This window comes from Frateuria soli, from assembly GCF_021117385.1.
GTDB classification, from domain to species: domain Bacteria; phylum Pseudomonadota; class Gammaproteobacteria; order Xanthomonadales; family Rhodanobacteraceae; genus Frateuria_A; species Frateuria_A soli.
The window spans coordinates 879,373-901,834 of sequence record NZ_CP088252.1 but is presented as its reverse complement, the minus strand read 5'-3'; the positions used below and the strand labels follow the sequence as shown (position 1 = coordinate 901,834).

Here is a 22,462-nt window from a genome sequence, read left to right as displayed (position 1 = left end):
GACAGACATGACCGGCAAAGATCACATCATCAAGAGCTACGACAGCGAACTGGCGCGCCTCACCGGCGAGATCGTCCGCATGGGCGAGCTCGCCGCCGCCCAGCTGGAGGCGGCGATCGACGTGGTCGAGCGCCGCGACGGTCGCGCGGCCCAGCATGTCGTGGCCAACGACGACGCGATCGACACGCTGGAGCAGGAGATCAGCCACGACGTGGTGCGCCTGCTCGCCTTGCGAGCCCCGATGGCCGGCGATCTGCGCAACGTGTTCGCGGCACTGCGCATCGCCTCCGACATCGAACGCATCGGCGACTACGCGGCCAACGTGGCCAAGCGCTCGATCCCGTTGTCGATGGTCGCCCCGGTGGCCCCCACCAGTGGCCTGGGCCTGCTCGCCAAGCTGGCGGCCGCCGAAGTGCGCGACGTGCTGGACGCCTACGCCCGGCAGGATGCCGAGCAGGGCTACCAGGTCTGGAAACGCGATGCCAAGCTGGACGAGGCCTACACCGGCTACTTCCGCCAGTTGCTGACCTACATGATGGAAGACCCGCGCAACATCACGCCGTGCACGCACCTGCTGTTCATGGCCAAGAACATCGAGCGCATCGGCGACCACGCGACCAACATCGCCGAGAACCTCTGGTACCAGGTGTACGGCGAACCGCTGGCAAAGCAGCGCGACAACCGCGACCTGACGTCGAGTCCGGAAATGCCGAAGCTGGGCGGCTGAGCCGAGGCCTCCTGCGTCCGCCCTTCCCCCGCGAGCGGGGGAAGGATCACGACCCTTGCGAGATGCCACCCGGCGAAGCTTCCCCGTTCGCGGGGAAGGGTACCGCCGGCGGATCGGGATGCCTCGCGGCCATCTATACGTCCGTGCCGGTCACCTTCTCGGCCCGCCGCCGCCGCGCGCTGCGCACGATGCCGAAGATGCCGATCGCCATCCACGCCACTTCCAGTGCGAACGCGGACACGTTGAAGCTGCCGAACAGCAACGAAAGCGTCACGCCCAGCGCTCCGAAGACGTTCATCAGCTGGTAGGTGAGCCCGTTGCCGTGCAGCTTGTGGGCCTGCAGCAGGAGAAACGCCAGCAGCACCAGCACCACGCCGATAAAGCCGGCCCAGTCGTACCAGAACAACGTGTTCATTGCTTCAGACCCCGCTGACGCAGCGCCTCGAACAATACGACGCCGGTCGCGACCGAGACATTGAGGCTCTCCATCAACCCCGGCATCGGGATCCTCGCCACGAAGTCGCACAGTTCGCGAGTCAGCCGGCGCATGCCTTCGCCTTCGCTGCCCAGCACCAGCGCCACGGGTCCGCGGAAGTCGACCTCGTAGACGGACGTCTCGGTATCGCCGGCCAGCCCGGTGATCCACACGCCGGCGTCCTTGATTTCGCGCAACGTGCGCGCGAGGTTGGTCACCGCCACCAGCGGCACGCGGTCGGCGCCGCCAGCCGAGGCGCGGCGCACCACCGGCGTCAGGCCGACGGCGCGATCCTTGGGCACGATCACGGCCGTGACCTTCGCGGCCGCCGCCGAGCGCAGGCAGGCGCCCAGGTTGTGCGGGTCGGTGATGCCGTCGAGCACGAGCACCAGGGTTTCCATGCCGTCGCGTTCGATCAGGCCCGCGAGCTCGTCCTCGTGGGTCATCGGCGGCGGTTCGTACAGCGCCACCACGCCCTGGTGGCGCGCCTGGCCTGCCAGCTTGTCCAGCTGCTCGCGCGGGCGGTGGTGCACCGGGATCCGGTGCGCGTGGGCCTGCTCGACCAGCTCCTTGATGCGCGCGTTACGTTGCGCCGTGGCAACGTCCACCAGCACCTCGCGGACGCGCGACGCGTCGTTCGCCAACGCGCCTTCGACCGGGTTGATGCCGACGATCCAGCTCTCGCTCATGCCTTGCCCTTCGGATTGCGCTGGCGGCCGGGCCGCTTGGCGGCAGCAGTCTGCGGTGCCTTGCGCTTGCCGCCGTCGTCTTTGCCGGGCGCGCCCGTATCACGGTTGGCCCGATTGCCCCTGCCCTTGGCGCCGGCCTGTTCGTCGCGGGCCTGGCTGCCTTTGGCCTGCCGCCGGGTTTCCGGCGGCAGGGCCGACCGGCCAGGTGCCTCGGAAGCCTCTTTGCTCGGCCTGCCCTTGAGCTTCGGCCGGCCGCCCTCGGCGGGAAGCGCCTGCCGCCCCCTCGCCTCGGACGCCACCTTGGCGGCCTTGCCGCGGGGCGCACGATTATCGCCCATCGCGGGTGCCGGCGGCGCCGGCTTGGCCGGTGCCGGAGCGCCACGCCCAAAGACCCGACCCACCGCCCTGGCAGCACGACCCAACATGCCCGGCGCCTTGGCGGCGGGCGCATCGACCGGCTTGGGCAGCGAGTACCGCTCGCCGCCGGCAGCGTAGTCATAGGCCTTGTGCGACGTGGCCGGGGGCTTGCCCTGCTTGCGATCGGACACCAGGCGGAAATCGATCTTGCGATCCTCGATGCTCGCGCGCAGCACCTGCACGCGCACGTGGTCACCCAGACGGAACTGGTCGCCGGTGCGTTCGCCCTTGAGCAGTTTGCGGATCGGATCGAAGTGGTAGTAGTCGTTGGCGAGCTGGCTGATGTGCACCAGGCCGGACACGCGCGACTCCTCCAGTTCCACGAACAGGCCGAACGACGTGACGCCGGTGATCACGCCTTCGAACTCGCTGCCGACGTGCTTGGAGAGCCACGCGGTCTTGAAGCGCTCGTCGACGTCGCGCTCGGCCTCCTCGGCACGCCGCTCGCGCTGCGAGCAGTGCACGGCCATCGCCGCCATCTCGGCCGGCGTGTAGAAGTACTCGTTGGGCTTGCCACCGCCGATGGCGAAGCGGATCGCGCGGTGCACCAGCAGGTCCGGATAGCGCCGGATCGGCGAGGTGAAGTGCGCGTAGGACTCCAGAGACAATCCGAAGTGCCCGCGGTTCTCCGGCTGGTACGCGGCCAGGCTCTGCGAGCGCAGCAGCACCGACTGGATCAGCTCGCGCTCGGGACGATCGCGTACCAGCGCCAGCACGTCGGCGAAGTCGCCCGGCGTGACGTCCTCCACCGGCGGCATGCGCAGCTTGAATTCGCGCAGGAACTGCTGCAGGTCCTCGTACTTCTCCGCCGGCGGCGGCTCGTGGGCGCGGAACAGCGCGGAGAACTTCTTCTTCGTGAGGAAGGCGGCCGCCTGCACGTTGGCGGCGATCATGCATTCCTCGATCAGCTTGTGCGCATCGTTGCGCTCGGTCGCGCCCATGGCCTCGACCTCGCCCCGCTGGTCGAGGCGGAACTTGACCTCCGGCGTCTCGAAGTCGATCGCGCCGCGGCGCGCGCGCTGCGCGGCCATTGCCTTGTACAGCGTGTGCAGGTGCTCCAGCTGCGGCAGCACGTCGGCCACCTGGTCGCGTGCCTCCGGGTCGAGCAGGCCAACCGCCTGCCACACGATGTCGTAGGTCAGGCGCGCGTGCGAGCGCATCACCGCGTCGTAGAACTTCGACTTCAGCACCTCGCCGTCGTCGTCGATCTGCATGTCGCAGACCATGCACAGCCGCTCGACCTTCGGATTGAGCGAGCAGATGCCGTTGGAGAGCGTCTCCGGCAGCATCGGCACCACGAAACCGGGGAAGTAGGTCGAGGTGCTGCGCTCGTAGGCTTCGCGGTCCAGCGGGCTGCCGACCTTGACGTAATGCGAGACGTCGGCGATCGCGACCACCAGGCGCCAGCCGCCACCGCGGCGGGGTTCGGCGTAGACCGCGTCGTCGAAGTCGCGCGCGTCGGCACCGTCGATGGTCACCAGCGGCAGCTTGCGCAGGTCGACCCGGCCCTGCCGCTCGGCGGCCGTCACTTCCGGCTCCACCTGTGCCGCGTCGCGCAGCACTTCCGCCGGCCACTCGTGCGGCAGGTCATGGCTGGCGATGGCCATCTCCACCAGCAGCGAGGGCTGCAGGCGCTCGCCCAGCACCGAGACGATGCGGCCGAGCGGGCCGCGGTGCGGCGTCGGCGGATCGGTGATCTCGGCCACCACGATCTGCCCGGCGCGCGCGTCCTGCTCCTGGCCCGGCGGAACCATCACGTCCAGATGCAGGCGCCGGTCGTCCGGCGACACCAGCGTCACGCCGTTCTCGACCACCACGCGCCCGACCAGCCGCGGCGAACGTCGCTGCAGCACTTCGGCGATGGCGCCCTGGCGCCGGCCGCGCCGGTCGATGCCGACCACGCTGGCGAGCACGCGGTCACCATGCAGCACGGTCCGCATCTGTTGTGGCGAAAGGTAGAGATCGTCGCCGCCCTCGTCCGGACGCAGGAAGCCGTAGCCTTCGGCGTTGGCGAGCACCACGCCGGGAATCAGGTCCAGCTTGCGCACCGGGGCGAAATCGCCGCGCCGGCCCTGCAGCAGCTGGCCGTCGCGCACCATCGCACCCAGGCGCTTGTGCAACGCGGTGATTTCGTACTCGTCCTGCAGTTGGAGCGCCTCGGCGATGCGCGCCTCGCTCAGCATCTCGCCGCGTTCGTCCAGCAGCGCCAGGATCGCCTCGCGGCTGGGAATCGGCCGCTCGTAGCGTTGCGCCTCGCGCTCGGCGAACGGGTCGCGTCCGCTCTTCCCGCGCGCGGGTGCACCGGCCGGCGACGTACGCCGCGAACCGCCCCGGGCGCCTGGCTTGGGTGCACGCGGAGCCGCGGTATCGCCGCCCTTGCCGGTGCGGGATGTTTTATTTCTGGTCACAAAAGATCCTTGTGTGGGAGCGCCGCGCAGCATGCCGCGCGTTGCAATGAATTTGCTATCAACGAAGTGTTGACAAGCCTGGGGGACATGCCTACTCTACGCGGCTCGCGCAGCCCGAACGGCTCGCGCGACACCTGCCCAGGTGGCGGAATTGGTAGACGCACTAGTTTCAGGTACTAGCGGGTAAAACCGTGGAGGTTCGAGTCCTCTCCTGGGCACCAATTGTAGATGAAGCCCGCCGCAAGGCGGGCTTTTTCGTTTCTGCCTCTGCTCCGCCTCCGGGTAGAGGGCTCAAGCAGCCGGCCCCTTCAGCTCCACCATGTTTCCCTGCGGGTCGTAGCAGTAGATCGACGGCCCCTCCCCCTGCGCGCCGTAGCGCAAGCCGATATCGCCCACGCGCACGCCATGCGCCTTGAGGTGCGCCACGATGGCCGCTTCGTCGTAACCCTCGACGCTCAGGCACAGATGGTCCATGTTGCGTCCCTCGCTGCCCGGCCCGGCGCCTCCCAGGCGGCCGAGCTTGCCGTCGATCGGCACCAGGTCGATCAACGAGTCGCCGGCGCGCAACTGCACCAGGCCGATCGCGTCCTGGCGGCGCTCCTCCGTACAGCCGAGCACGTCGCAATAGAACGCCTGCATCGCCGCCAGGTCGTAAACGCGCAGCACGACGTGATCGATCTGCTGGAGCCGGAAGGGGGGCATGGGCGCTCGCCAGGTGGGGAAGCTCCATGGTACAGGCACCGGCCGAACGCACACCCACGGGCGCCCGCCGTTAAGCCGGGACTCCACGCGCGCGGACGGCCGGCCTGTATAATTGGCCCTTCGCACGCGGCGGGAGAAGCGGGGAACAACCCGCTGCCGAAGACGCAACGCCCGTAATCGCTCAGGCCCGATACCGCCGCGTGCAAAAACTCTGGAGAGAGCGGTTGAATCCGCCGCCGAAGGGGCACGAAGCATTCCGCTTCCAAACTCTCAGGCAAAAGGACAGAGGGGCGCCCCGCGTGCGGCACGCACGCGTTGCCTTCGGACGCCCGTCATGAGCCAGACCAAGAACCCCTCGCTGCGCGAACTCGAGAACCACGACGCGTTCATCGCGCGCCACATCGGCCCGAACGATGCCGAGATCGCGCAGATGCTGCGCACGATCGGCTACGACTCGCTGGAGGCGATGACCGACGCCATCGTGCCGGGCAAGATCAAGTCGCCCGCACCGCTCCACCTGCCTTCGGCGGTGACCGAAGTCGAGGCGCTGGCCAAGATCCGCGCGATCGCCGACAGGAACCAGGTCTTCCGGAGCTTCATCGGCCAGGGCTACTACGGCACCCACACGCCCAACGTCATCCTGCGCAACATCCTGGAGAACCCGGCCTGGTACACCGCCTACACACCCTACCAGGCGGAGATCTCGCAGGGTCGCATGGAGGCGCTGATCAACTTCCAGACGATGTGCACCGACCTGACGGGCATGGAAATCGCCAACGCCTCGCTGCTGGACGAAGGCACCGCGGCGGCCGAGACCATGACGCTGGCCAAGCGCTCGGGCAAGTCGAAGTCGAACGTGTTCTTCGTTTCCGACCGCGTGCACCCGCAGACGCTGGAGGTGCTCAAGACTCGCGCCGAGCCGATGGGCATCGACCTGCACGTGGGCCCGGACGCCGACGCGGCCACGGTCGACAGCTACGGCATCCTGCTGCAGTACCCGGACACCTTCGGCCACATCGGCGACTACAAGGCGCTGGCCGACGCCGTGCACGCGCGCGGCGGCATCGTCTGCGTGGCTACCGACCTGCTCGCGCTCACCCTGATCGCCGCCCCCGGCGACTGGGGCGCGGACATCGTGGTCGGCAACACCCAGCGCTTCGGCGTGCCGTACGGCTTCGGCGGACCGCATGCAGCCTTCATGGCCTGCCGCGATGCCTACAAGCGCTCGATGCCCGGCCGCCTGATCGGTGTCTCGATCGACGCGGAAGGCAAGAAGGCCTACCGCCTGACCCTGCAGACGCGCGAGCAGCACATCCGCCGCGAGAAGGCGACCTCCAACATCTGCACCGCGCAGGTGCTGCTGGCGGTGATGGCCAGCATGTACGCCGTCTACCACGGTCCCGAGGGCCTGACCCGCATCGCGCGCCGCGTTCACCGCCTGGCCGCCATCCTCGCCGCCGCGCTCGGCAAGGCCGGCGTGGCAGTGGGCAAGGATTTCTTCGACACGCTGCATGTCACCGGCATCGACGCCAAGGCCGTGCTGGCCAAGGCCGAGGCGGCGCGCATCAACCTGCGCCGCATCGACGACAAGAGCGTGGGCATCAGCCTGGACGAGACCGCCACGCGCGCCGACGTCCTCGCACTGGCCGGCCTGTTCGGCGCGCAGGCGGACATCGACGCACTCGATGCGGCCACGTCCGACGCCCTGCCCGCCGCGGTCGTGCGCAAGAGCGCCTTCCTCACCCACCCGGTGTTCAACACCCACCACAGCGAGCACGAACTGCTGCGCTACATGCGTGCACTGGCCGACAAGGACCTGGCGATGGACCGCACGATGATCCCGCTGGGCTCGTGCACCATGAAGCTCAACGCCACCGCCGAGATGATCCCGGTGACCTGGCCCGAGTTCGGCCAGATCCACCCGCTGGCGCCCGCCTCGCAGACCCAGGGCTACAAGGAGCTGATCGACGGCCTGGAAGCCATGCTGGTCGAGTGCACCGGCTACGACGCGGTCAGCCTGCAGCCGAACTCCGGCGCGCAGGGCGAGTACGCCGGCCTGCTCGCGATCCGCGCCTACCACCGCTCGCGCGGCGAAGGCCACCGCGACATCTGCCTGATCCCCGAGTCGGCCCACGGCACCAATCCGGCCTCGGCGCAGATGTGCGGCATGCAGGTGGTGGTGACCAAGTGCGACGCCAACGGCAACGTCGACCTGGAAGACATGCGCCGCAACGCGGAGAAGTACTCCGACCGCCTCGCCGCCCTGATGATCACCTACCCGTCCACCCACGGCGTGTTCGAGGAGGACATCGTCGCGATCTGCGACATCGTCCACCAGCACGGCGGCCAGGTGTACACCGACGGCGCCAACATGAACGCGCTGGTCGGCGTGGCCAAGCCGGGCAAGTGGGGTTCGGACGTCTCGCACCTCAACCTGCACAAGACCTTCTGTATCCCGCACGGCGGCGGCGGCCCGGGTGTGGGCCCGTGCGCGGTCAAGTCGCACCTTGAGCCGTTCCTGCCGCGCAAGCTCGGCGAGGACACGCCGGTGGGCATGGTCTCGGCGGCGAGCTTCGGCAGCGCGTCCATCCTGCCGATCAGCTGGATGTACATCACGCTGATGGGGCGCGAAGGCCTGCGCCGCGCCACTCAGGTCGCGCTGCTCAACGCCAACTACATCGCCAGGCGCCTGGCTGACCACTACGAGACGCTCTATACCGGCCGCAACGGCCTGGTGGCGCACGAGTGCATCCTCGACCTGCGCCCGCTCAAGGACGCCACCGGCATCAGCGCCGAGGACGTGGCCAAGCGCCTGATCGACTTCGGCTTCCACGCGCCGACCCTGAGCTTCCCGGTCGCCGGCACCTTGATGGTCGAGCCGACCGAGTCCGAATCGCAGCAGGAGCTGGACCGTTTCATCGACGCGATGATCCAGATCCGCGACGAGATCCGCGCGATCGAGGACGGCCGCCTGGACCGCGAGGACAACCCGCTCAAGCACGCCCCGCACACCGCGACGCAGGTGTCGGCCACCGAGTGGTCCCACGCCTACCCGCGCGAGCTGGCGGCCTTCCCGCTGCCCAGCCTGAAGTTCCAGAAGTACTGGTCGCCGGTGGCCCGCGTGGACAACATCTACGGCGACAAGAACGTGTTCTGCAGCTGCGTGCCGATCAACGACTTCAAGGAAGAGATCGAGGCGTTCAGCGAGCCGAACGTGTCCTGAGCAGGCAACGGAAGGCCCCGCGCGAGCGGGGCCTTCTTCTTTGCAGGCATCAGCCTGCGATGCACCGCGCCCGGGGGGATGTCCTGAATCACTCCTCCTGGCCGTCCGCCTGCACGTCCGCCAGGTCGCCCGCGTCGAACGCGTAGTCGAGCAGGTCGGCCGGCCTGCACTTGAGCACCGCACACATCTTCGCCAGCGTGCGGAAGCGGATGCCCTTGACCTTGCCCGAGCGGAACAGCGAAAGCTGCGTCTCGCTGATGCCGACCTCGGCAGCCAGGTCGCGCGCCTTGAGGCCCTTGCGGGTGATCACTTCATCCAGCGTCACTCGGATCGGCATCAGACGATCCCTTCCAGCTCGGACTCCATCCGTCGCGCCTGTTCCACCAGCCTTGCGAGCAGGACCAGCGCCGCACCGACGATTGCGAGCACGATGCCCGAAAGATCGAAATACGCATAGCCGCCACGGCTGTGTTCGATCATCCGCGTGAGGTTGGTCACCGCGAACAGGTTGAACAGCGCGCCGCCCATCACCGCCACGCCCATGTGCCGCAGGGCCAGCGCCACGGCCGCCGCAAACAACCTGCCCTGCGCCAGTTCGTCCAGCGCGCGGCGCACGGCCCACAGGCCCCACAGATAGAACGCGCCCGGTACCCCATGGACCGCCGCCACCAGCAGGTCGCGCCAGCCGCGGCCGCTCGTGTCGCCATGCGCCAGCAGCGACACGAGCGGCACCAGCACGAAGGGCAGCACCAACAGCAGCGCGAGGCAGAGCCAAACGGCGGTCGTGACATGGCGCAACAGGCGGCAGTGCTGCTGGAAGCGGCTCAGACCAGTCATCGCGGACTCCGAAAACTTTATGTTTGACTTAAACGAAACAGCCGGAGTAACTTTATCTAAAACTTAAACGCAAGGAAACCCCGATGTCCCTCGCCATCCACACCCTGGACCTCTGTCGCCGCTTCGGCGAGCGCCTGGTGGTCGACCGGGTATCCATGCATGTGCCCCGTCGCGCCATCTACGGGTTCCTCGGCCGCAACGGCGCCGGCAAGACCACGACCCTGAAGATCCTGCTGGGTCTGCTGCGTGCCGACAGCGGACGCGCGGTGATCGACGGCATCGACGTGGCATCGGATCGGCGCGCCGCAGCGCGCCGTGTGGGCGCCTTGCTCGAGGCACAGGGCTTCTACGTGAACCTGAGCGGCGAGGCCAACCTGGATCTCACCCGGCGCCTGCTCGGTTGTCCGGCCAGCGAAGTCGCACGCGTGCTGACCCTGGTCGAGCTGGACGCGCACGCGCGTCGTCGCGTGGGCGACTACTCGCTGGGCATGCGCCAGCGGCTCGGGCTGGCGCGCGCACTGCTGGGCGCGCCGCCGGTGCTCGTGCTGGACGAACCGACCAACGGCCTGGATCCGGAAGGCATGGCCGACATGCGCCAGCTCCTGCGCGAGTTGCCCGACCGCGCCGGCGTGACCGTGCTGCTGTCCAGCCACCTGCTGGGCGAGATCGAGCAGGTGGCCACCCACGTGGGCATCCTGAGCCAGGGCCGGCTGGTCATGGAGGGCGAACTGGCCGCGCTGAAAGCGAACCTGACGGCGGATATCCGCATCGAGGCCGGCGACCTCGCAGGTGCCGCCGAGGTGGTACGCGCGCACGGTCTCTGCGTGGACACCATGCCGGGCCGCCTCGTCGCCCGCCTCTCGCCCGGTGCCGACCCGCGGGCACAGGTCGCCGCGCTCAACCGCGCCCTGTGCGCCGCGGGCGTCGAGGTCCATGCACTGCAACCGGGGCTGCCGTCGCTGGAACAGCTGTACTCGGTCGTCTCCCGATCGATCGCACCCATGGAGGTCGCATCATGAGCCTGCTCACAGCGATGCGGGTGGAACACCGCAAGCTCCGTCGTTCACTGGCGCTGGTCCTGGCCCTGAGCGTGCCACTGCTGATCGCGGTGTTCCTGTTCTTCAATCTCCTGCGCTGGCACCAGGCGCGCCCATGGGAGCAATGCATGCAGATGGGCGCCGCGATCTGGGCGTTCTTCATGCTGCCGATGGGCGTCACCGCACTGGCCGTGCTCGTGGCACAGGTCGAACACGGATCACGCAGCTGGGATCACCTGCGCGCCCTGCCGACGCCACGCTGGCACCTGTATCTCGCCAAGACGGCATGGGTGCTGGGCACGGTTGCGCTGATGAATCTGGGCGTCATGGCGGGGAGCGCCGCGGCGCTTTACCTGGCCGGGCGCGTCGAGCCCCTGGTGGCACCGCAGGGACCGTTCGACCTGGCGCAGTACGCGTTGTTGTACGCGCGGATGTACCTCTCCGCATTGCTGCTGGTGGCCGTGCAACTGTGGCTTGCGCTGCGCTATGCGAGCTTCGTACCGGCACTGGCGGCGGGCATCGGCGGCACCTTCTTCGCCGTCGTGGCGAGCTCCGCGAAGATCGGCGTGGTGCTGCCCTGGCAGGTGCCGATCAACCTGTTGGCGAGCGACCCGGCGAGGGCCCGCATCGCGCTGCTATGGGGTTTCCTGGGAGGCCTGGCCGCGTTGGCGCTGATGCTGGCGCACCTGGCGCGGCGCGAAGTGCGCGGCTAGTGCTCGGCGGCTTCTCCGCCCGAACCCGGGGATGGCGGCTGCTGGCCCATGAACATCGGAGGCACGCCACCGGGCGTGGCCGCGGTCCTGGCCCAGACCGGCGCGGGAAGCCTGGTGCCCGGGTTGGCCTCCGTCGACGGGTGGGAGGGAAAAAGAGACTCGTCACTCTGCATGGCGGCTTCCGATGGGCCCGGTCCCGCCACCTTGCCGTGTGGCCAGTGCAGCGGGCGTATGGGCGACGGCAAGGAAGCGCCCACACACCCCGGTCCTGTTTCAGGCGGCCGCGCTTTCCGCGGCTACCCGACCGTGGATCACCCGCGCCCGCCGCGGCTGGGTGCACCCGGCGGCGGGTCGAGGCCGCCACCGCCCTTGCCGCCGACACCATGCCCCTTGGTCGAGCCGGCGCCGCTTTCGCGGTGCTTGCGCTCCTGGATCTGCTGTGCGCGATCCTGGCCGACGCCGCCGGCCTGATAGGTGGGACCGTTTTCCGGCACCGGCAGGATCGCTTCCGGATCGATCGGCTCGCCCATCGCCTTCTGCCCTTGCGGGTCGCCGAAGCCATGGTGCGGCCGCATCTGGCCGTTACCACTCTCCCCGCCGGTGCCGCCTGCCGGTTCGATCGCTTCGCCCGTCTCGCCTTTGACCTGTACCTGCTCCTGCTCGGCGCGCTTGCCGATGGCGTCCTGCAGGTTCTCGTTGGTGCGACCTCGCGGATCGTCGATGCTGCCCATGGGGTTCTCCCGTTCCAAATCGCTGGGCACGATCGTGCCTGAGCGAAGGTCAGCAGGACGTGCAGCGACAATGGCCACGGCGTTAGTCGCTCCGTGCACATCCGGCGCGCCAAGCTCGCGTGACGCCATTCACAGGCCCGCCGCCATGCAGTCCGAAGCCTTCCGGCTTGCACCCCACGATTGGGTTCCCAACCATCCGCACCTGCCCGTGCTGCTGTATCGCCAGGCACTCGACGAGCCGGGGGACGGCGACCCGGCCGCGTTCGAGGAGCGCTTCGACGGCAACGGCTGGCCGCCTCAGTGGCGCGCGGGCATTTACGATTTCCACCACTACCACTCGACCGCGCACGAGGTGCTCGGCGTGGCCCGGGGCACGGCCCGGCTGGTGCTCGGCGGCCCGGGCGGTCGCGAGGTCAAGGTGGGTGCGGGCGACGTGGTGCTGCTGCCGGCGGGAACCGGCCACCGCAGCGTGGAGTCGAGCGAAGGGTTCCTGGTCGTGGGCGCCTACCCGCCCGGACAGAAGTGGGACATCCGCCGCGAGGCGCCCAGCCCGGAGATGCTCCAGCGCATCGCGCAACTGCCGTTCCCGCCATGCGATCCGGTCAGCGGCGAACATGGGCCCATGCTCGCCTGCTGGAACCTGCCGCGCTGAGTTTCCTACCGGCCGGGCCGCGCGGCACGGGCCTGGATGCGATCGAGGATGCCCGGCAGCGGACCGGGGATCTCCCGCGCCAGGAAGCCCAGCGTACCGACCGCCTTTTCCAGCGCGCGCCCCGCCTCGGCGTGCACGAACACGCCCCACAGCGCCGCCTGCAGCGGGTCCCCGCAGCGCGCCGCGAGGCCCGCGATCACGCCCGCCAGCACGTCTCCGGAACCGGAGGTGCCCAACCCGTGGCATCCGCCAGGATGGATCCAGAGCCGGCCATCCGGCGCGGCGATCCAGGTGGTTGCGCCCTTGAGCACCAGCACGCTGCGCGTGCGTCGTGCGAAGGCGTGCGCCAGCGCCTGCGGCTCCTGTTGCACGTGTGTCTTTTCCCGACCGGACAGCTTGGCCATCTCGCCGGCGTGCGGCGTGAGCACGTACGGCTTGCCGGGCGGCGCGCGCAGATCCCCCGAAAGCGCCCCGGCATCGATCACGAGCACACCGCTGGCGCGTCGCAGCACGTGCTGCACCAGTGCTGCGGTCGCCGGCGTGGGGTTCATCCCCGAGCCGACCAGCACCGCGTCGCTGCCTTCCAGCGCTTGATCCAGGCTGGCACTGCCGCGCACGATCTCGCCCTGGGCGCTGACTGGCAGGCCCAGGACCAGCGCCTCGGGCATGGCCACCGCCAACGGCAGCGCCACGCCCTCGGCGGTGGCAACCTGCAACTTGCCGGCGCCGGCCCGCAAGGCGCCGTGGCCCGCCAGCAACGCCGCGCCGGGGACGCGGTTGGAGCCGCCGACGACCAGCACCCGTCCCCGCTGCTCCTTGCCTCCGTCCGGATCGGGCAGCGGCATGCCGCGCAGGAGCCGCGCGGTGAGCTGCGGCTTCGTCGCGGATGGGTTCATCGCGCGCCCTTGGGTCGGTCCGATTCGATCGTCACGGGTGAGCCGGCTTCCACCAGCGGTGCGATGAAGTTGGTGCGCTGGAGCACCAGGCCGCAGCCATCGGGTGCCTCGGTGTACTCGGTGATACCGCAATTGGGCACGTCGCCGCTGCGGTCGATGGCCAGGATGTCGCCCTCGTCCATCCGCTCGAGCAGGTAACGGAAGCAGTTCACGATGACCTGGTGCGCCACGATCATCACGCGTTCGCCCGAATGGTTGCGCTGCAGGTCGCCCAGCATGCTGCGCAGGCGCAGTACCACGTCGCACCAGCTCTCGCCGCCGGGCGGCCGGAAATAGAACTTGCCGACCAGCTCGCGCTGCTGGGCGAGTTCGGGAAACCTGGCCCGGATGCCGGCGCGGGTGTAGCGGTCGAGCACGCCGAACTCCTTCTCGCGCAGCCGCTCGTCGACCACCACGGCCTGGTGCGCGTGGCCCAGCGCGGCGGCCACCACCACGGCGGTCTCGCGGGCGCGCCTGTAGGGCGAGGCCATGACGGTGGTGGGACGGTCGTCCTCCGGCAACGCACATGCCCAGGCGCCCAGCGCCTGCGATTGCTCCAGGCCCAGCGGCGACAGCGGCACGTCGGCATCCCGGTGCTTGAGGTCGATCAACGGCGCTCCCGACGCTTCCGCGCGGTCGCGCGCGACGTTGCCCGCGCTCTCGCCGTGGCGAATGATCCACAACCGCTGGGGCCAGCCCATGTTGGCCGGTATGACTGGTGCTCCCACGCCGCTCTCCTCCGGTAACGGGGCGAGCTTTGGCACGCGGCGCGTGAATGGCCGGTCGACCGCCGACGGGAGGCGCCACCCTCGCCCCGGGCCGCCTTGCGCCCGAGCTTTTTCCTAGCGCCAGTTAGACGATGGCCTCACGGTCGCTCGGCCAACATCGGTTCCACGAGCGGCGGTCTGTGACCGCCGCTCAACGCATGCATGCCCACCCGAGCCTCACCGTCGAACGAGACCCACGCCATGCGAAATCCCCTGCAACTGCGCTGCAACCAGTTGGAGCGCTCGATGCGCGCCCTGCACGACGAATGCGATCGCCTGATGCGCGAGAACGCGCTACTGCGCGAGCGGATGCAGGGCGCCGGCCAGGCGGTGCAATACCTGGACGAAGAACTGGCCCGCATCGCCGCCGGCCCGGACGCGGAACAGGAGCAGTTCGTGGTCCGCGCCTCCTCGATGCGGATGTACTAGGAGTACTCGGACTCCGCACAGGCGTTACCGGCTTTGCCTGCCCGCCGGGCAGGCGGGCCGCCGCAAAGGCAGCGCGGCCGCCCGCCGAGATGGTGCGACGGTCGACTGCGACAGGCAGGAGCGGCCTCGGCGGTTCCGGCGGACAGGGTAACCCCGCAGGCCGAGGCACGACCCGCCTGCCAGCCTCGACAGCGCCAGCCTGTGGCAAGCCCCCGGCGATGCCACGCCGTAGCGTTGAGCCCGCTCGCTGTCCGCGCTTCAGGCCGATACGTCTGACCGCACCGCTCCGGTCCGCCCGCAAGCCGTCGAGCGCCCTGCCGGATATCCCGTGCAGCGCTTTCGCGAAACGCCGCATGCGGAAGCCGGGCGCGACCTCGGCATCTTTCCCCGGTGCCGTTGCAGCTCTTGCGCCCATGGGCGCTTCTCCAGGGAGAGGACGATCACGCTACCGCGACGGCCGAGGTCCGCCATGGCAGCAACGCCCCGTACCGGTCGAGCCGCGATGCGGCGTCGGCTTGCACCGAGGGTCAGGCGCCACCCTGCTGCCCGCCATGCGCGGGCGTCAGATGCGTCAGCATGCAGCGCCACTGCCCATCGACCCTGCGATAGATGTCCGTGATGTACTCGTCAGCCGTCATCGGCTTCCCGTTGAAGGTACCCGTGTTCTGGCCGCGACCGGTGACCCAGGCCATGTCCCCCGCTACACAGGCATGAGTCGCCACCTTGCTCATCGTGGCGTGGGTCAGGAGACCCGAGCCGATGACGCCAAGGATGCGTGAGCGGGAAACCGGGCCGGCCTCGGGCGTCACCAGTATCCAGTCGTCCGTGATGCAACGCGAGATCTGCTCGACGTCGTTGGAGATCATTGCCCTGTTGAAGGCCTCCTCGAGTTCGATCAGGAAAGCGGGTATCTCTGCTTGCATCGTTGTTTTCACGTCCTGCCTCCCGGGATGCATCATGGCGCCCGCCCTTGGGTCACGCAGCGGCGAGCGGTTCGCTTGAATGGCTGGTGCACTCTGCTTCTGCGCGCAGTCTGCTCCATCTCGTCTACCAACCGTGCCGGATACGCGACGCGTCCGGCCGTGTCGCGAAGCATGCTTGCACGTTACGACGAACGACGAGTCAGGAAATCGCCAGCCTCGAGGACGCGGGCCTGTCGGAACGGGGGCGCGCACCCGCGGATCAGGGGCTCCTCAGTGCGATACCGCCAAGCCCGCCAACCGTTCGCACAACTGTGCCGCAAAGCGCCCGGCTGCCTCGGGCCGCACACCCAGGTGCAGATACGGCTCGATCATCTCCAGCTCCATCAGCCGGAAGGCGCCCTCGACCACCACACCGTCCACGCGGGCATAGGCAATGTCGGCGTGGCCGAGCGCGGCGGTGGCGGCGAGCGCGCGGTGGGCGCTGGCGAGCACGTGGGCCGGGGGGTCGGCCAGGGCCGCGGAGCCGCCGAACTCGCCTTGCACGCGGAAATCCCCGGCGGCCGGTCGCTTGATCACGGCATGGCTGTAGTGGCCGCCGAAAAAGAGCAGCGACCACTCGCCCTGATCGAGCACCTCCGCAAGGAAGGGCTGCACGAGATAGTTGAAGTCCTGCGGCAGCGCGGCCAGCGCCGCCTCGAAGGCCGGCTCGCCGCCGCGGCCGCGGACGGTGTGCCAGGCGGTGCCGCTGACGGTCGGCTTGACGATCATCTCCCGCCCGCCCATCGCCCGGACGCAGTCCGCCAGCTCGGAAGCGGCGGCCAGCCGGGTCGGGACGATGTCGACGCCCTGCCCCGCCAGGTCGAGCAGGTAGCGCTTGTCGCTGTTCCAGCGCACCAGGGCGCGGTCGTTGACCAGCGGCACGGGCAGGCGATCGAGCCATTGCAGGAAGGCCGGGTATCGCTGGAAGTAATCCCAGGTCGTGCGGATCAGGACGGCGTCGAAGCCGCCCCAGTCCACGGCTGGGTCGTTCCACACGCAGGCAACCGGCTCGACGTCGTGGGCGCGCAGGCTGGCCGCGAGCCCGGCGTCGTCGGAATGGATGCCGGGCACGAGCACGGAGGTGGCGAACGCGAGACGGAATCGGGGGGATGCGGGCATGGCGGAGGGCCTTCTCGGGCAAAGGGGCTGGCGCACATCTCGACGCAAGATAAGCGAACCCGGCCTTGAAGCGCATCCGGAATGGCCGCTCCTGGCGGTCAGCCGAGCGTGATCCGGAAACCTTGACCGATCCGATCCGGCTATTTATATTACCTACAGGTTATCTAAGCATATGGTTATGCAAGCCACGAACCGCCTCGACCTGACCTTCGCCGCCCTGGCCGACCCCACCCGCCGCGCGATCCTGGCGCGGCTGGCGACGGGAGAGGCCACCGTGACGGAACTCGCCGAGCCGTTCGAGATGAGCCAGCCGGCCATTTCCAAACACCTGAAAGTGCTCGAGCGCGCCGGCCTCGTCTCGGTCGACGTCGATGCGCAGCGGCGGCCGCGCAAGCTGGAGCCGAAGCGATTGGAAGAGGCCGTGGACTGGATCGAACGTTACCGGCGGATCTTCGAACAGAACTACCAGCGCCTCGACGCCTTGCTCGAAGAACTCCAACCCCAACCGTCCAGGCGCAAGCGAACAAGAAGATAGCGCGGACCTGTCGGCACGCTGCTCGCACCACTGCCCGGGGCGGCACGCCATCACGATGATGCATCAGGGAGAAGACCATGCCCAAGCCCGCAGAAGTTACCTTGCCGAGTGATCGCGAAGTCCGCGTCACGCGCACGTTCAATGCGCCCCGCCAGCTGGTGTGGGACGCGCACACCAAGCCCGAACTCGTGAAGAAGTGGCAGGGTTACGGGGGCTGGGACATGCCGGTGTGCGACATGGATGTCCGCGTCGACGGCAACTACAAGTGGCGATGGAAGAACCGCGAGGACGGCAGCGAGTTCGGCTTCTTCGGCACGTTCACCGAAGTCGACGCCCCCTCCAGGATCGCCCACGAACAATACTTCGACCCGGGCGATATGGGCTTCGCGATGCCGGCAGGCGATCCCTGCATCGTGTCGGTCCAGCTCGACGAGAAGAACGGCGTCACGACGCTCGTCTGCAATCTGGCGTTCGCGTCGAAGGAAGCGCGTGACGGCGCGGTCTCCACCGGCATGACCGACGGCATGGAGCATAGCTACGGCCGTCTGGACGACCTGTTCAAAGCTGCGGCCTGAAAAAGCCGCAAGCGAGTCAGGTCCACCCTTGGGCAAGGCGGGTGGACCGGACCCGTGAGGCCAGCTCGATGGCCGGAAAAGGGGCTGACCCGGTTGGTCGGGTGGATTCCCGGCGCAACGTTGCCGCAAGTGAAACCGGACCGTGCCAAGCCGGTCACGCAGGCCCCGGCTACCATCGGACCACCGCCAGCTTCCGGCCCCGTTCCGCATGCCGCCCACCAACCCGCACAGTGCCGGCGAGATCTCGCGCGCCTCCATGGTCATCGCGGCGCTGTCGACGGTGGTGGAGTGGTACGACTTCACGCTCTACCTGTATTTCGCCACCGTGCTGTCGCGGGTGTTCTTCGGGGGCGGCGAGACCTCGCTGCTCGCCACGCTGGGCGGTTTCGCCATCGCCTACGCGATGCGCCCGCTGGGCGCGATGGTCTTCGGGCACGTGGGCGATCGCATCGGCAGGCAACGCACGCTTCTGCTGTCGATGATGCTGATGACGCTGGCGATGCTCGCCACGGCGCTGCTCCCCGGCTACGCCACGATCGGCCCGGCCGCGGGCGCCGTGCTGATGCTGTTGCGCTGTTTCATGGCGTTCTCGGTCGGCGGCGAGTACACCGGAGTCGTCGCCTACCTGCTCGAAGGCGCGCAGGCGGATCGTCGCGGATTGATCACGTCGCTGGCCTCCGCCGCCAGCGAGATCGGAGCGCTGCTGGCCGTCGCCGTCTCCGCATTGACGGTCGGCATGCTGGGTTCCGCGCAACTGGATGCGTGGGGCTGGCGCATTCCCTTCTTCGTGGGCGCGGCGCTGGCCGGTTGCGTATGGATTGCCCGGTCCACCATGGAGGAATCGCCCGACTTCCTCCGCCAGGTGCGGGAAGACAGCTTGCCCGAGGCGCCGCTGCGCCACACGCTCGTCCACCATCGCCCCGCCCTGCTGCGGACGTTCGCCATCTCCGCGCTGGGCTCGATCACCTACTACGTGGGCATCACCTACGTCCCGACGTTCCTCGTTTCGTCAGGCATCCTGGCCGAGGACCGATCGCTGTGGATGTCGACCCTTGCCGCCGTGGCGGTCATCCTGGTCACGCCCCTGGCCGGCGCGCTTTGCGACCGGGTCGGCCGCAGGCCGGTGCTGGTGTGGCTGGCGGCCGCCAGCATGCTGCTTCCGCTGGGCCTGTTCGGGCTGATGGGCGGCGGCGGTGAAACGGCCATCGCAGGCGGCGCCATCACGCTGGCCTTCCTGGCTGGCGGCGTCAGCGCGGTCGGTGCCCCCGCCACCGCCGAACAGTTTCCGGGCGAAGGGCGCCTGAGCGGCCTGGCACTCGGCGTCACCGTGGCAACCGCGCTCTTCGGCGGCCTCACGCCCTTCCTCGCCGAACTTCTCGTCCAGCGCACGGGCTGGCATGCCGCACCGGGCGCGATGATCGCGGCTGTCGCGCTGGTCGTGTTGCCCGTGTTCCTGACCATGCCGGAAACGCGTCCGCAGCCGAAAGAGAGGCCGGCCGGCTTGTTGCCTTCCAGGTAAGCAGGCCGGGTTCACTTCTCGACGCACGGCAACCAGGCGCCGTCCCGGTGCTGGTGACGATGCCCGGTCGCAATCCGGCGCCCGTGTCGAGCAAGCGCCTGACGGTGCGCTCTCTGCCGGTCCGACCGACGGCAGGGAGCAGGGCTACCGCCACCGGGCGACCGGGGCAAAGCTGCAGCGTGAAGAACCCGGAGCCGGCCATGCCCACACGCCGTGACGGGCCCGCTCTTGTGCGGTGCCCTGCCGCGGAGCCACTGGCTCCAGGTCGCGCGAGGAAACCGCTGCCCACCGGCGAAACCGGTGCGAACCCCACGACGCTGGTCCCGCTCCTCCCTGGACTATTTCCCTGCGGCCCCTTTGCGCGATTCCTGGTTTCCGGCCACATGCAACAGCCGATGCAGCACCTCGGCCAGGTCCTCCCGGCTGTAGGGCTTGCGCAACAGTTCGACATCCGCCTCCAGGCGTCCGCCCCGTGCGATGACATCACGCGGATAGCCGGATGTGTAAAGCACGGCGATCCCTGGCCGGCGCTCCCGCGCCTGCCGCGCCAGATCGGTGCTCTTGACCGGCCCGGGCATCACGACGTCGGAGAACAGCAGGTCGATCGGAACGTCGGACTGCAGCGCGAGCGATGCCTCCTCGCCGTTCGATGCCGCGAGTACCCGGTAACCCAGATCGCCCAGCAGGTCGATCACGGTATCCCGCACCTGCGGGTCGTCCTCCACCACCAGCACCGTCCCGCGCCCGCCTACCGAGGGCGGCGGAGGCAGGTCGCGATCCTTCGCCACACTCCCCTCCGCGCGCGGCAGATAGATGCGGATCGTGGTGCCCTCCCCCACTGCGCTCTCGATCGTCACATGGCCGCCGCTCTGCTTGACGAAGCCGTAGACCATGCTCAGGCCAAGTCCGGTGCCGTGGCCTTCGGGCTTGGTCGTGAAAAACGGTTCGAACGCCTGGTTGCACACTTCCTGGGGCATGCCGCTGCCATTGTCGGACACGGACACGACGACGTAGTCGCCCGCAGCCAGCTGCTCCTCGGGAGCGCGATCATCGACAGTCAGGTTGCGCGCGGCCAGCGTGAGCTGCCCCTCGGCCTGCATCGCGTCACGTGCGTTGATCGCCAGGTTCAGCAGGGCGTTTTCCATCTGACCGGGATCGGTGCATACGTGCCAGAGCGCGGCCGCCGTATCGGTGGTCAGGACGATGGCCTCGCCAAGCACGCGGCGGAGCATGTCGTCCATGTCGTGCAACAGCCCCGCCACGTCCAGCACGCGCGGCTTGAGCGGCTGGCGCCGCGCGAATGCCAGCAACTGCGCCGTGAGCTTCGCGCCGCGCTCCACCGCCAGTCCGGCGTTGCGCAGGCGGCGCTGGGCAACGGTGTCGTGGGGCAGGCTCGCCTGCACCAGGTGCAGGTTGCCGCCGATCACTTGCAGGAGGTTGTTGAAGTCATGCGCTACCCCGCCGGTCAGGCGCCCGACGGCGTCCATCTTCTGTGCCTGGTGGAGCGCCGCTTCCGCCTGGGCGAGCTCGCTGGTGCGCTGCTGTACCAGCTCCTCGAGGTGTTCGCGGTGGCGGATCAGGTCCCGATGGGCCAGCACCTGGTCGGTCACGTCGTGGCCGAGCACGAAGACGCCCGACACGCTCCCGTCCGGCTCGTGGATCGGCTGGTAGACGAAATCGAGGAAGAACTCCGACAACGCCCCATCGCGCTCCAGCAGCGCCCGGACCGCCCGACCGACGTAGGGCTCGCCGGTGAGGCAGGCCTGGTCGAGCAAGTCGACGAAGCCCTGTTCCGCCACCTCGGGCAGGGCCTCGACCAGCGGCAGGCCGATGATCGCCTGCCGCCCCACCATGTCGCGATAGGCCGCGTTGGCAATGTCGAACACATAGTCGCGGCCGCGCAGGATGCAGACGAAGCCGGGCGCCTGCTCGAACAGTTCGCGCAGGCGGCGGCGCTCCCGCTCGAGGGCGAATTTTTCCTGCTGCGCCTGGTGCGCCCGGTCCAGCACGCGCGTTTCCAGGTCGACGCGTGCCTGGGCGGATTCCCCGGCGAGGACCGACTGCCGCAACTGGTGCAGTTCGGTGACGTCTTCCGTCCGCTGGACGATCCACGCCACGTTGCCGTGCTGATCGAACAGCGGCGTATGGGTCGCGCTCCAGTAACGGTCCTGCAACACGACGCCGTGGTCCGTGTGCCGGGGGACGCGGTAGGGAATCAGCGCAAGCGTGTCCGCCTCGCCCGTCGCCAGCACGCGCTCGAGCGAGGCACGCAACATGCCCGCTCCCTGGCGTGCCGGATCATCCGGATCGTCCGGAAAGACGTCGAACAACCGGCGCCCTTCCAGTGCATCCCACGGACTGGCCGTGATCCGCAGGTAGGCCCGGTTGGCCCTCACGTAGCGGAACTCGCGGTCGAGCACCATGCATGCGGTGGGCGCATGCTCGAAAATCTGTTCGAAGTCGGTCACCAGCCCCTCAGTCAACGTACTTGCACCGTTCGATCGGGCTTGGCCGACCCATACCCGGGAGGATGGTAGCAGCCGACCCGGCGTTCGAATGTCCATCCGCCGCAGCGCGGGCACGAGCTGGGCGGCACAGCTTCCGGGCGAAGGGCGCCTGGGCGGCCTGGCACCCGGCGTCACCGCGGCAACCGCGCTCTTCGGCGGCCTCACGCCCTTTCCTCGCCGGACTTTCCGTCCAGCGCACCGGCTGGCATGCCGCACCGGGCGCCATGATCGCCGCCGTCGCGCCGGTCGTATGGCCCCGCGTTCCTGACCATGCCGGAGACGCGTCCGCAGCCGAAAGAGAGGCCGGCCGGCTGGTTGCCTTCCATCGAATGAACCTGGCCCCGCTTTCAGTTCGGCTTGGCGCACGCCTCACGGGAAGCTGTCCCGGCACCCGAAGAACCGGCCCGACGCACCCCGAAGCGCTCGACAGTGGGCGCCCCGTCAGGGCATGGTTGCCGTGCTTCCTTCGGAGGCCCGTCCGGGTTCGCACCCGGATCTCCGGA

21 protein-coding genes, 1 tRNA gene and 1 riboswitch are annotated in these 22,462 nt (G+C 68.9%); of the genes, 10 read left to right on the top strand and 12 right to left on the bottom strand.

Annotated features, from left to right (window positions below):
- Nucleotides 1-7: 7 nt before the first annotated feature.
- Nucleotides 8-727, top strand: a complete 720-nt coding sequence (phoU, locus tag LQ771_RS04135) for a phosphate signaling complex protein PhoU (protein WP_231351109.1) — start codon at nucleotides 8-10, stop codon at nucleotides 725-727.
- 133 nt (nucleotides 728-860) lie between these two features.
- Here phoU and LQ771_RS04130 read toward each other — a convergent pair whose 3' ends face one another.
- The 3 genes from LQ771_RS04130 to rnr are packed head-to-tail and all read right to left on the bottom strand — an operon-like array spanning nucleotide 861 to nucleotide 4,716.
- Nucleotides 861-1,142: a CBU_0592 family membrane protein gene (locus tag LQ771_RS04130; protein ID WP_231351108.1), complete on the bottom strand. Its 282-nt coding sequence runs from the start codon at nucleotides 1,140-1,142 to the stop codon at nucleotides 861-863.
- Nucleotides 1,139-1,891: a 23S rRNA (guanosine(2251)-2'-O)-methyltransferase RlmB gene (gene rlmB, locus LQ771_RS04125; RefSeq protein ID WP_231351107.1), complete on the bottom strand. Its 753-nt coding sequence runs from the start codon at nucleotides 1,889-1,891 to the stop codon at nucleotides 1,139-1,141. Before rlmB ends, LQ771_RS04130 begins: the two co-directional genes overlap by 4 nt.
- Complete coding sequence (gene rnr, locus LQ771_RS04120; RefSeq protein WP_231351106.1) at nucleotides 1,888-4,716, bottom strand: ribonuclease R; 2,829 nt, start codon at nucleotides 4,714-4,716, stop codon at nucleotides 1,888-1,890. The genes rlmB and rnr overlap by 4 nt, the downstream gene beginning before the upstream one ends.
- Before the next feature lie 136 nt (nucleotides 4,717-4,852).
- On the opposite strand from rnr, the gene LQ771_RS04115 reads away from it, so the two are divergent.
- Nucleotides 4,853-4,937 (top strand) — tRNA-Leu (locus LQ771_RS04115).
- A 70-nt stretch (nucleotides 4,938-5,007) separates the two neighbouring features.
- Here LQ771_RS04115 and LQ771_RS04110 read toward each other — a convergent pair.
- Nucleotides 5,008-5,418 (bottom strand): VOC family protein, encoded by a 411-nt coding sequence (locus tag LQ771_RS04110; protein WP_231351105.1) that lies wholly within the window; start codon nucleotides 5,416-5,418, stop codon nucleotides 5,008-5,010.
- A 201-nt stretch (nucleotides 5,419-5,619) separates the two neighbouring features.
- Nucleotides 5,620-5,714, top strand: a riboswitch (glycine riboswitch).
- Nucleotides 5,715-5,752: 38 nt separating this feature from the next.
- On the opposite strand from LQ771_RS04110, the gene gcvP reads away from it, so the two are divergent.
- Nucleotides 5,753-8,641 (top strand): aminomethyl-transferring glycine dehydrogenase, encoded by a 2,889-nt coding sequence (gene gcvP / locus LQ771_RS04105; RefSeq protein WP_231351104.1) that lies wholly within the window; start codon nucleotides 5,753-5,755, stop codon nucleotides 8,639-8,641.
- 88 nt (nucleotides 8,642-8,729) lie between these two features.
- Here the strand turns inward: gcvP and LQ771_RS04100 are convergent, their stop codons facing one another.
- On the bottom strand, nucleotides 8,730-8,978 hold the full coding sequence (locus LQ771_RS04100) for a helix-turn-helix domain-containing protein (protein ID WP_231351103.1): 249 nt from the start codon (nucleotides 8,976-8,978) through the stop codon (nucleotides 8,730-8,732).
- Nucleotides 8,978-9,478, bottom strand: coding sequence for a DUF2975 domain-containing protein (locus tag LQ771_RS04095; RefSeq protein ID WP_231351102.1), 501 nt, complete (start codon nucleotides 9,476-9,478; stop codon nucleotides 8,978-8,980). Before LQ771_RS04095 ends, LQ771_RS04100 begins: the two co-directional genes overlap by 1 nt.
- 83 nt (nucleotides 9,479-9,561) lie before the next feature.
- On the opposite strand from LQ771_RS04095, the gene LQ771_RS04090 reads away from it, so the two are divergent.
- Both LQ771_RS04090 and LQ771_RS04085 read left to right on the top strand, forming a co-directional pair.
- Nucleotides 9,562-10,497: an ABC transporter ATP-binding protein gene (locus LQ771_RS04090; protein ID WP_231351101.1), complete on the top strand. Its 936-nt coding sequence runs from the start codon at nucleotides 9,562-9,564 to the stop codon at nucleotides 10,495-10,497.
- Nucleotides 10,494-11,228 carry an ABC transporter permease gene (locus LQ771_RS04085; RefSeq protein WP_231351100.1) on the top strand — a complete coding sequence of 245 codons (735 nt, stop codon included), beginning with the start codon at nucleotides 10,494-10,496 and terminating at the stop codon, nucleotides 11,226-11,228. Before LQ771_RS04090 ends, LQ771_RS04085 begins: the two co-directional genes overlap by 4 nt.
- 311 nt (nucleotides 11,229-11,539) lie before the next feature.
- Here the strand turns inward: LQ771_RS04085 and LQ771_RS04080 are convergent, their stop codons facing one another.
- Nucleotides 11,540-11,959, bottom strand: coding sequence for a hypothetical protein (locus LQ771_RS04080; protein ID WP_231351099.1), 420 nt, complete (start codon nucleotides 11,957-11,959; stop codon nucleotides 11,540-11,542).
- Nucleotides 11,960-12,104: 145 nt separating this feature from the next.
- Between LQ771_RS04080 and LQ771_RS04075 the strand changes: the two genes are divergently transcribed.
- Nucleotides 12,105-12,611 (top strand): cupin domain-containing protein, encoded by a 507-nt coding sequence (locus tag LQ771_RS04075; RefSeq protein WP_231351098.1) that lies wholly within the window; start codon nucleotides 12,105-12,107, stop codon nucleotides 12,609-12,611.
- 5 nt (nucleotides 12,612-12,616) lie between these two features.
- On the opposite strand, the gene LQ771_RS04070 is transcribed toward LQ771_RS04075, so the two are convergent.
- Entirely contained in the window at nucleotides 12,617-13,507 is an 891-nt protein-coding gene (locus LQ771_RS04070; protein ID WP_231351097.1) for an NAD(P)H-hydrate dehydratase, read from the bottom strand.
- Nucleotides 13,504-14,247, bottom strand: coding sequence for a histidine phosphatase family protein (locus LQ771_RS04065; RefSeq protein ID WP_231351849.1), 744 nt, complete (start codon nucleotides 14,245-14,247; stop codon nucleotides 13,504-13,506). Before LQ771_RS04065 ends, LQ771_RS04070 begins: the two co-directional genes overlap by 4 nt.
- 267 nt (nucleotides 14,248-14,514) lie before the next feature.
- Here LQ771_RS04065 and LQ771_RS04060 point away from each other — a divergent pair, with 267 nt between their 5' ends.
- Complete coding sequence (locus LQ771_RS04060) at nucleotides 14,515-14,742, top strand: hypothetical protein (protein WP_231351096.1); 228 nt, start codon at nucleotides 14,515-14,517, stop codon at nucleotides 14,740-14,742.
- A 527-nt stretch (nucleotides 14,743-15,269) separates the two neighbouring features.
- On the opposite strand, the gene LQ771_RS04055 is transcribed toward LQ771_RS04060, so the two are convergent.
- Both LQ771_RS04055 and LQ771_RS04050 read right to left on the bottom strand, forming a co-directional pair.
- On the bottom strand, nucleotides 15,270-15,677 hold the full coding sequence (locus tag LQ771_RS04055) for a nuclear transport factor 2 family protein (RefSeq protein ID WP_231351095.1): 408 nt from the start codon (nucleotides 15,675-15,677) through the stop codon (nucleotides 15,270-15,272).
- A 258-nt stretch (nucleotides 15,678-15,935) separates the two neighbouring features.
- The gene (locus LQ771_RS04050; RefSeq protein WP_231351094.1) at nucleotides 15,936-16,823 is read right to left on the bottom strand and encodes an ATP-grasp domain-containing protein; all 888 of its coding nucleotides are present in this window, start codon (nucleotides 16,821-16,823) and stop codon (nucleotides 15,936-15,938) included.
- Between the two features lie 178 nt (nucleotides 16,824-17,001).
- On the opposite strand from LQ771_RS04050, the gene LQ771_RS04045 reads away from it, so the two are divergent.
- The 3 genes from LQ771_RS04045 (at nucleotide 17,002) to LQ771_RS04035 (ending at nucleotide 19,452) form a co-directional block, all read left to right on the top strand.
- Nucleotides 17,002-17,358, top strand: a complete 357-nt coding sequence (locus LQ771_RS04045) for an ArsR/SmtB family transcription factor (RefSeq protein ID WP_231351093.1) — start codon at nucleotides 17,002-17,004, stop codon at nucleotides 17,356-17,358.
- 77 nt (nucleotides 17,359-17,435) lie between these two features.
- The gene (locus tag LQ771_RS04040) at nucleotides 17,436-17,933 is read left to right on the top strand and encodes an SRPBCC family protein (protein ID WP_231351092.1); all 498 of its coding nucleotides are present in this window, start codon (nucleotides 17,436-17,438) and stop codon (nucleotides 17,931-17,933) included.
- 208 nt (nucleotides 17,934-18,141) lie between these two features.
- On the top strand, nucleotides 18,142-19,452 hold the full coding sequence (locus LQ771_RS04035; protein WP_231351091.1) for an MFS transporter: 1,311 nt from the start codon (nucleotides 18,142-18,144) through the stop codon (nucleotides 19,450-19,452).
- A 338-nt stretch (nucleotides 19,453-19,790) separates the two neighbouring features.
- Here the strand turns inward: LQ771_RS04035 and LQ771_RS04030 are convergent, their stop codons facing one another.
- On the bottom strand, nucleotides 19,791-21,920 hold the full coding sequence (locus LQ771_RS04030; RefSeq protein ID WP_231351090.1) for a PAS domain-containing protein: 2,130 nt from the start codon (nucleotides 21,918-21,920) through the stop codon (nucleotides 19,791-19,793).
- Nucleotides 21,921-22,462: the final 542 nt, after the last annotated feature.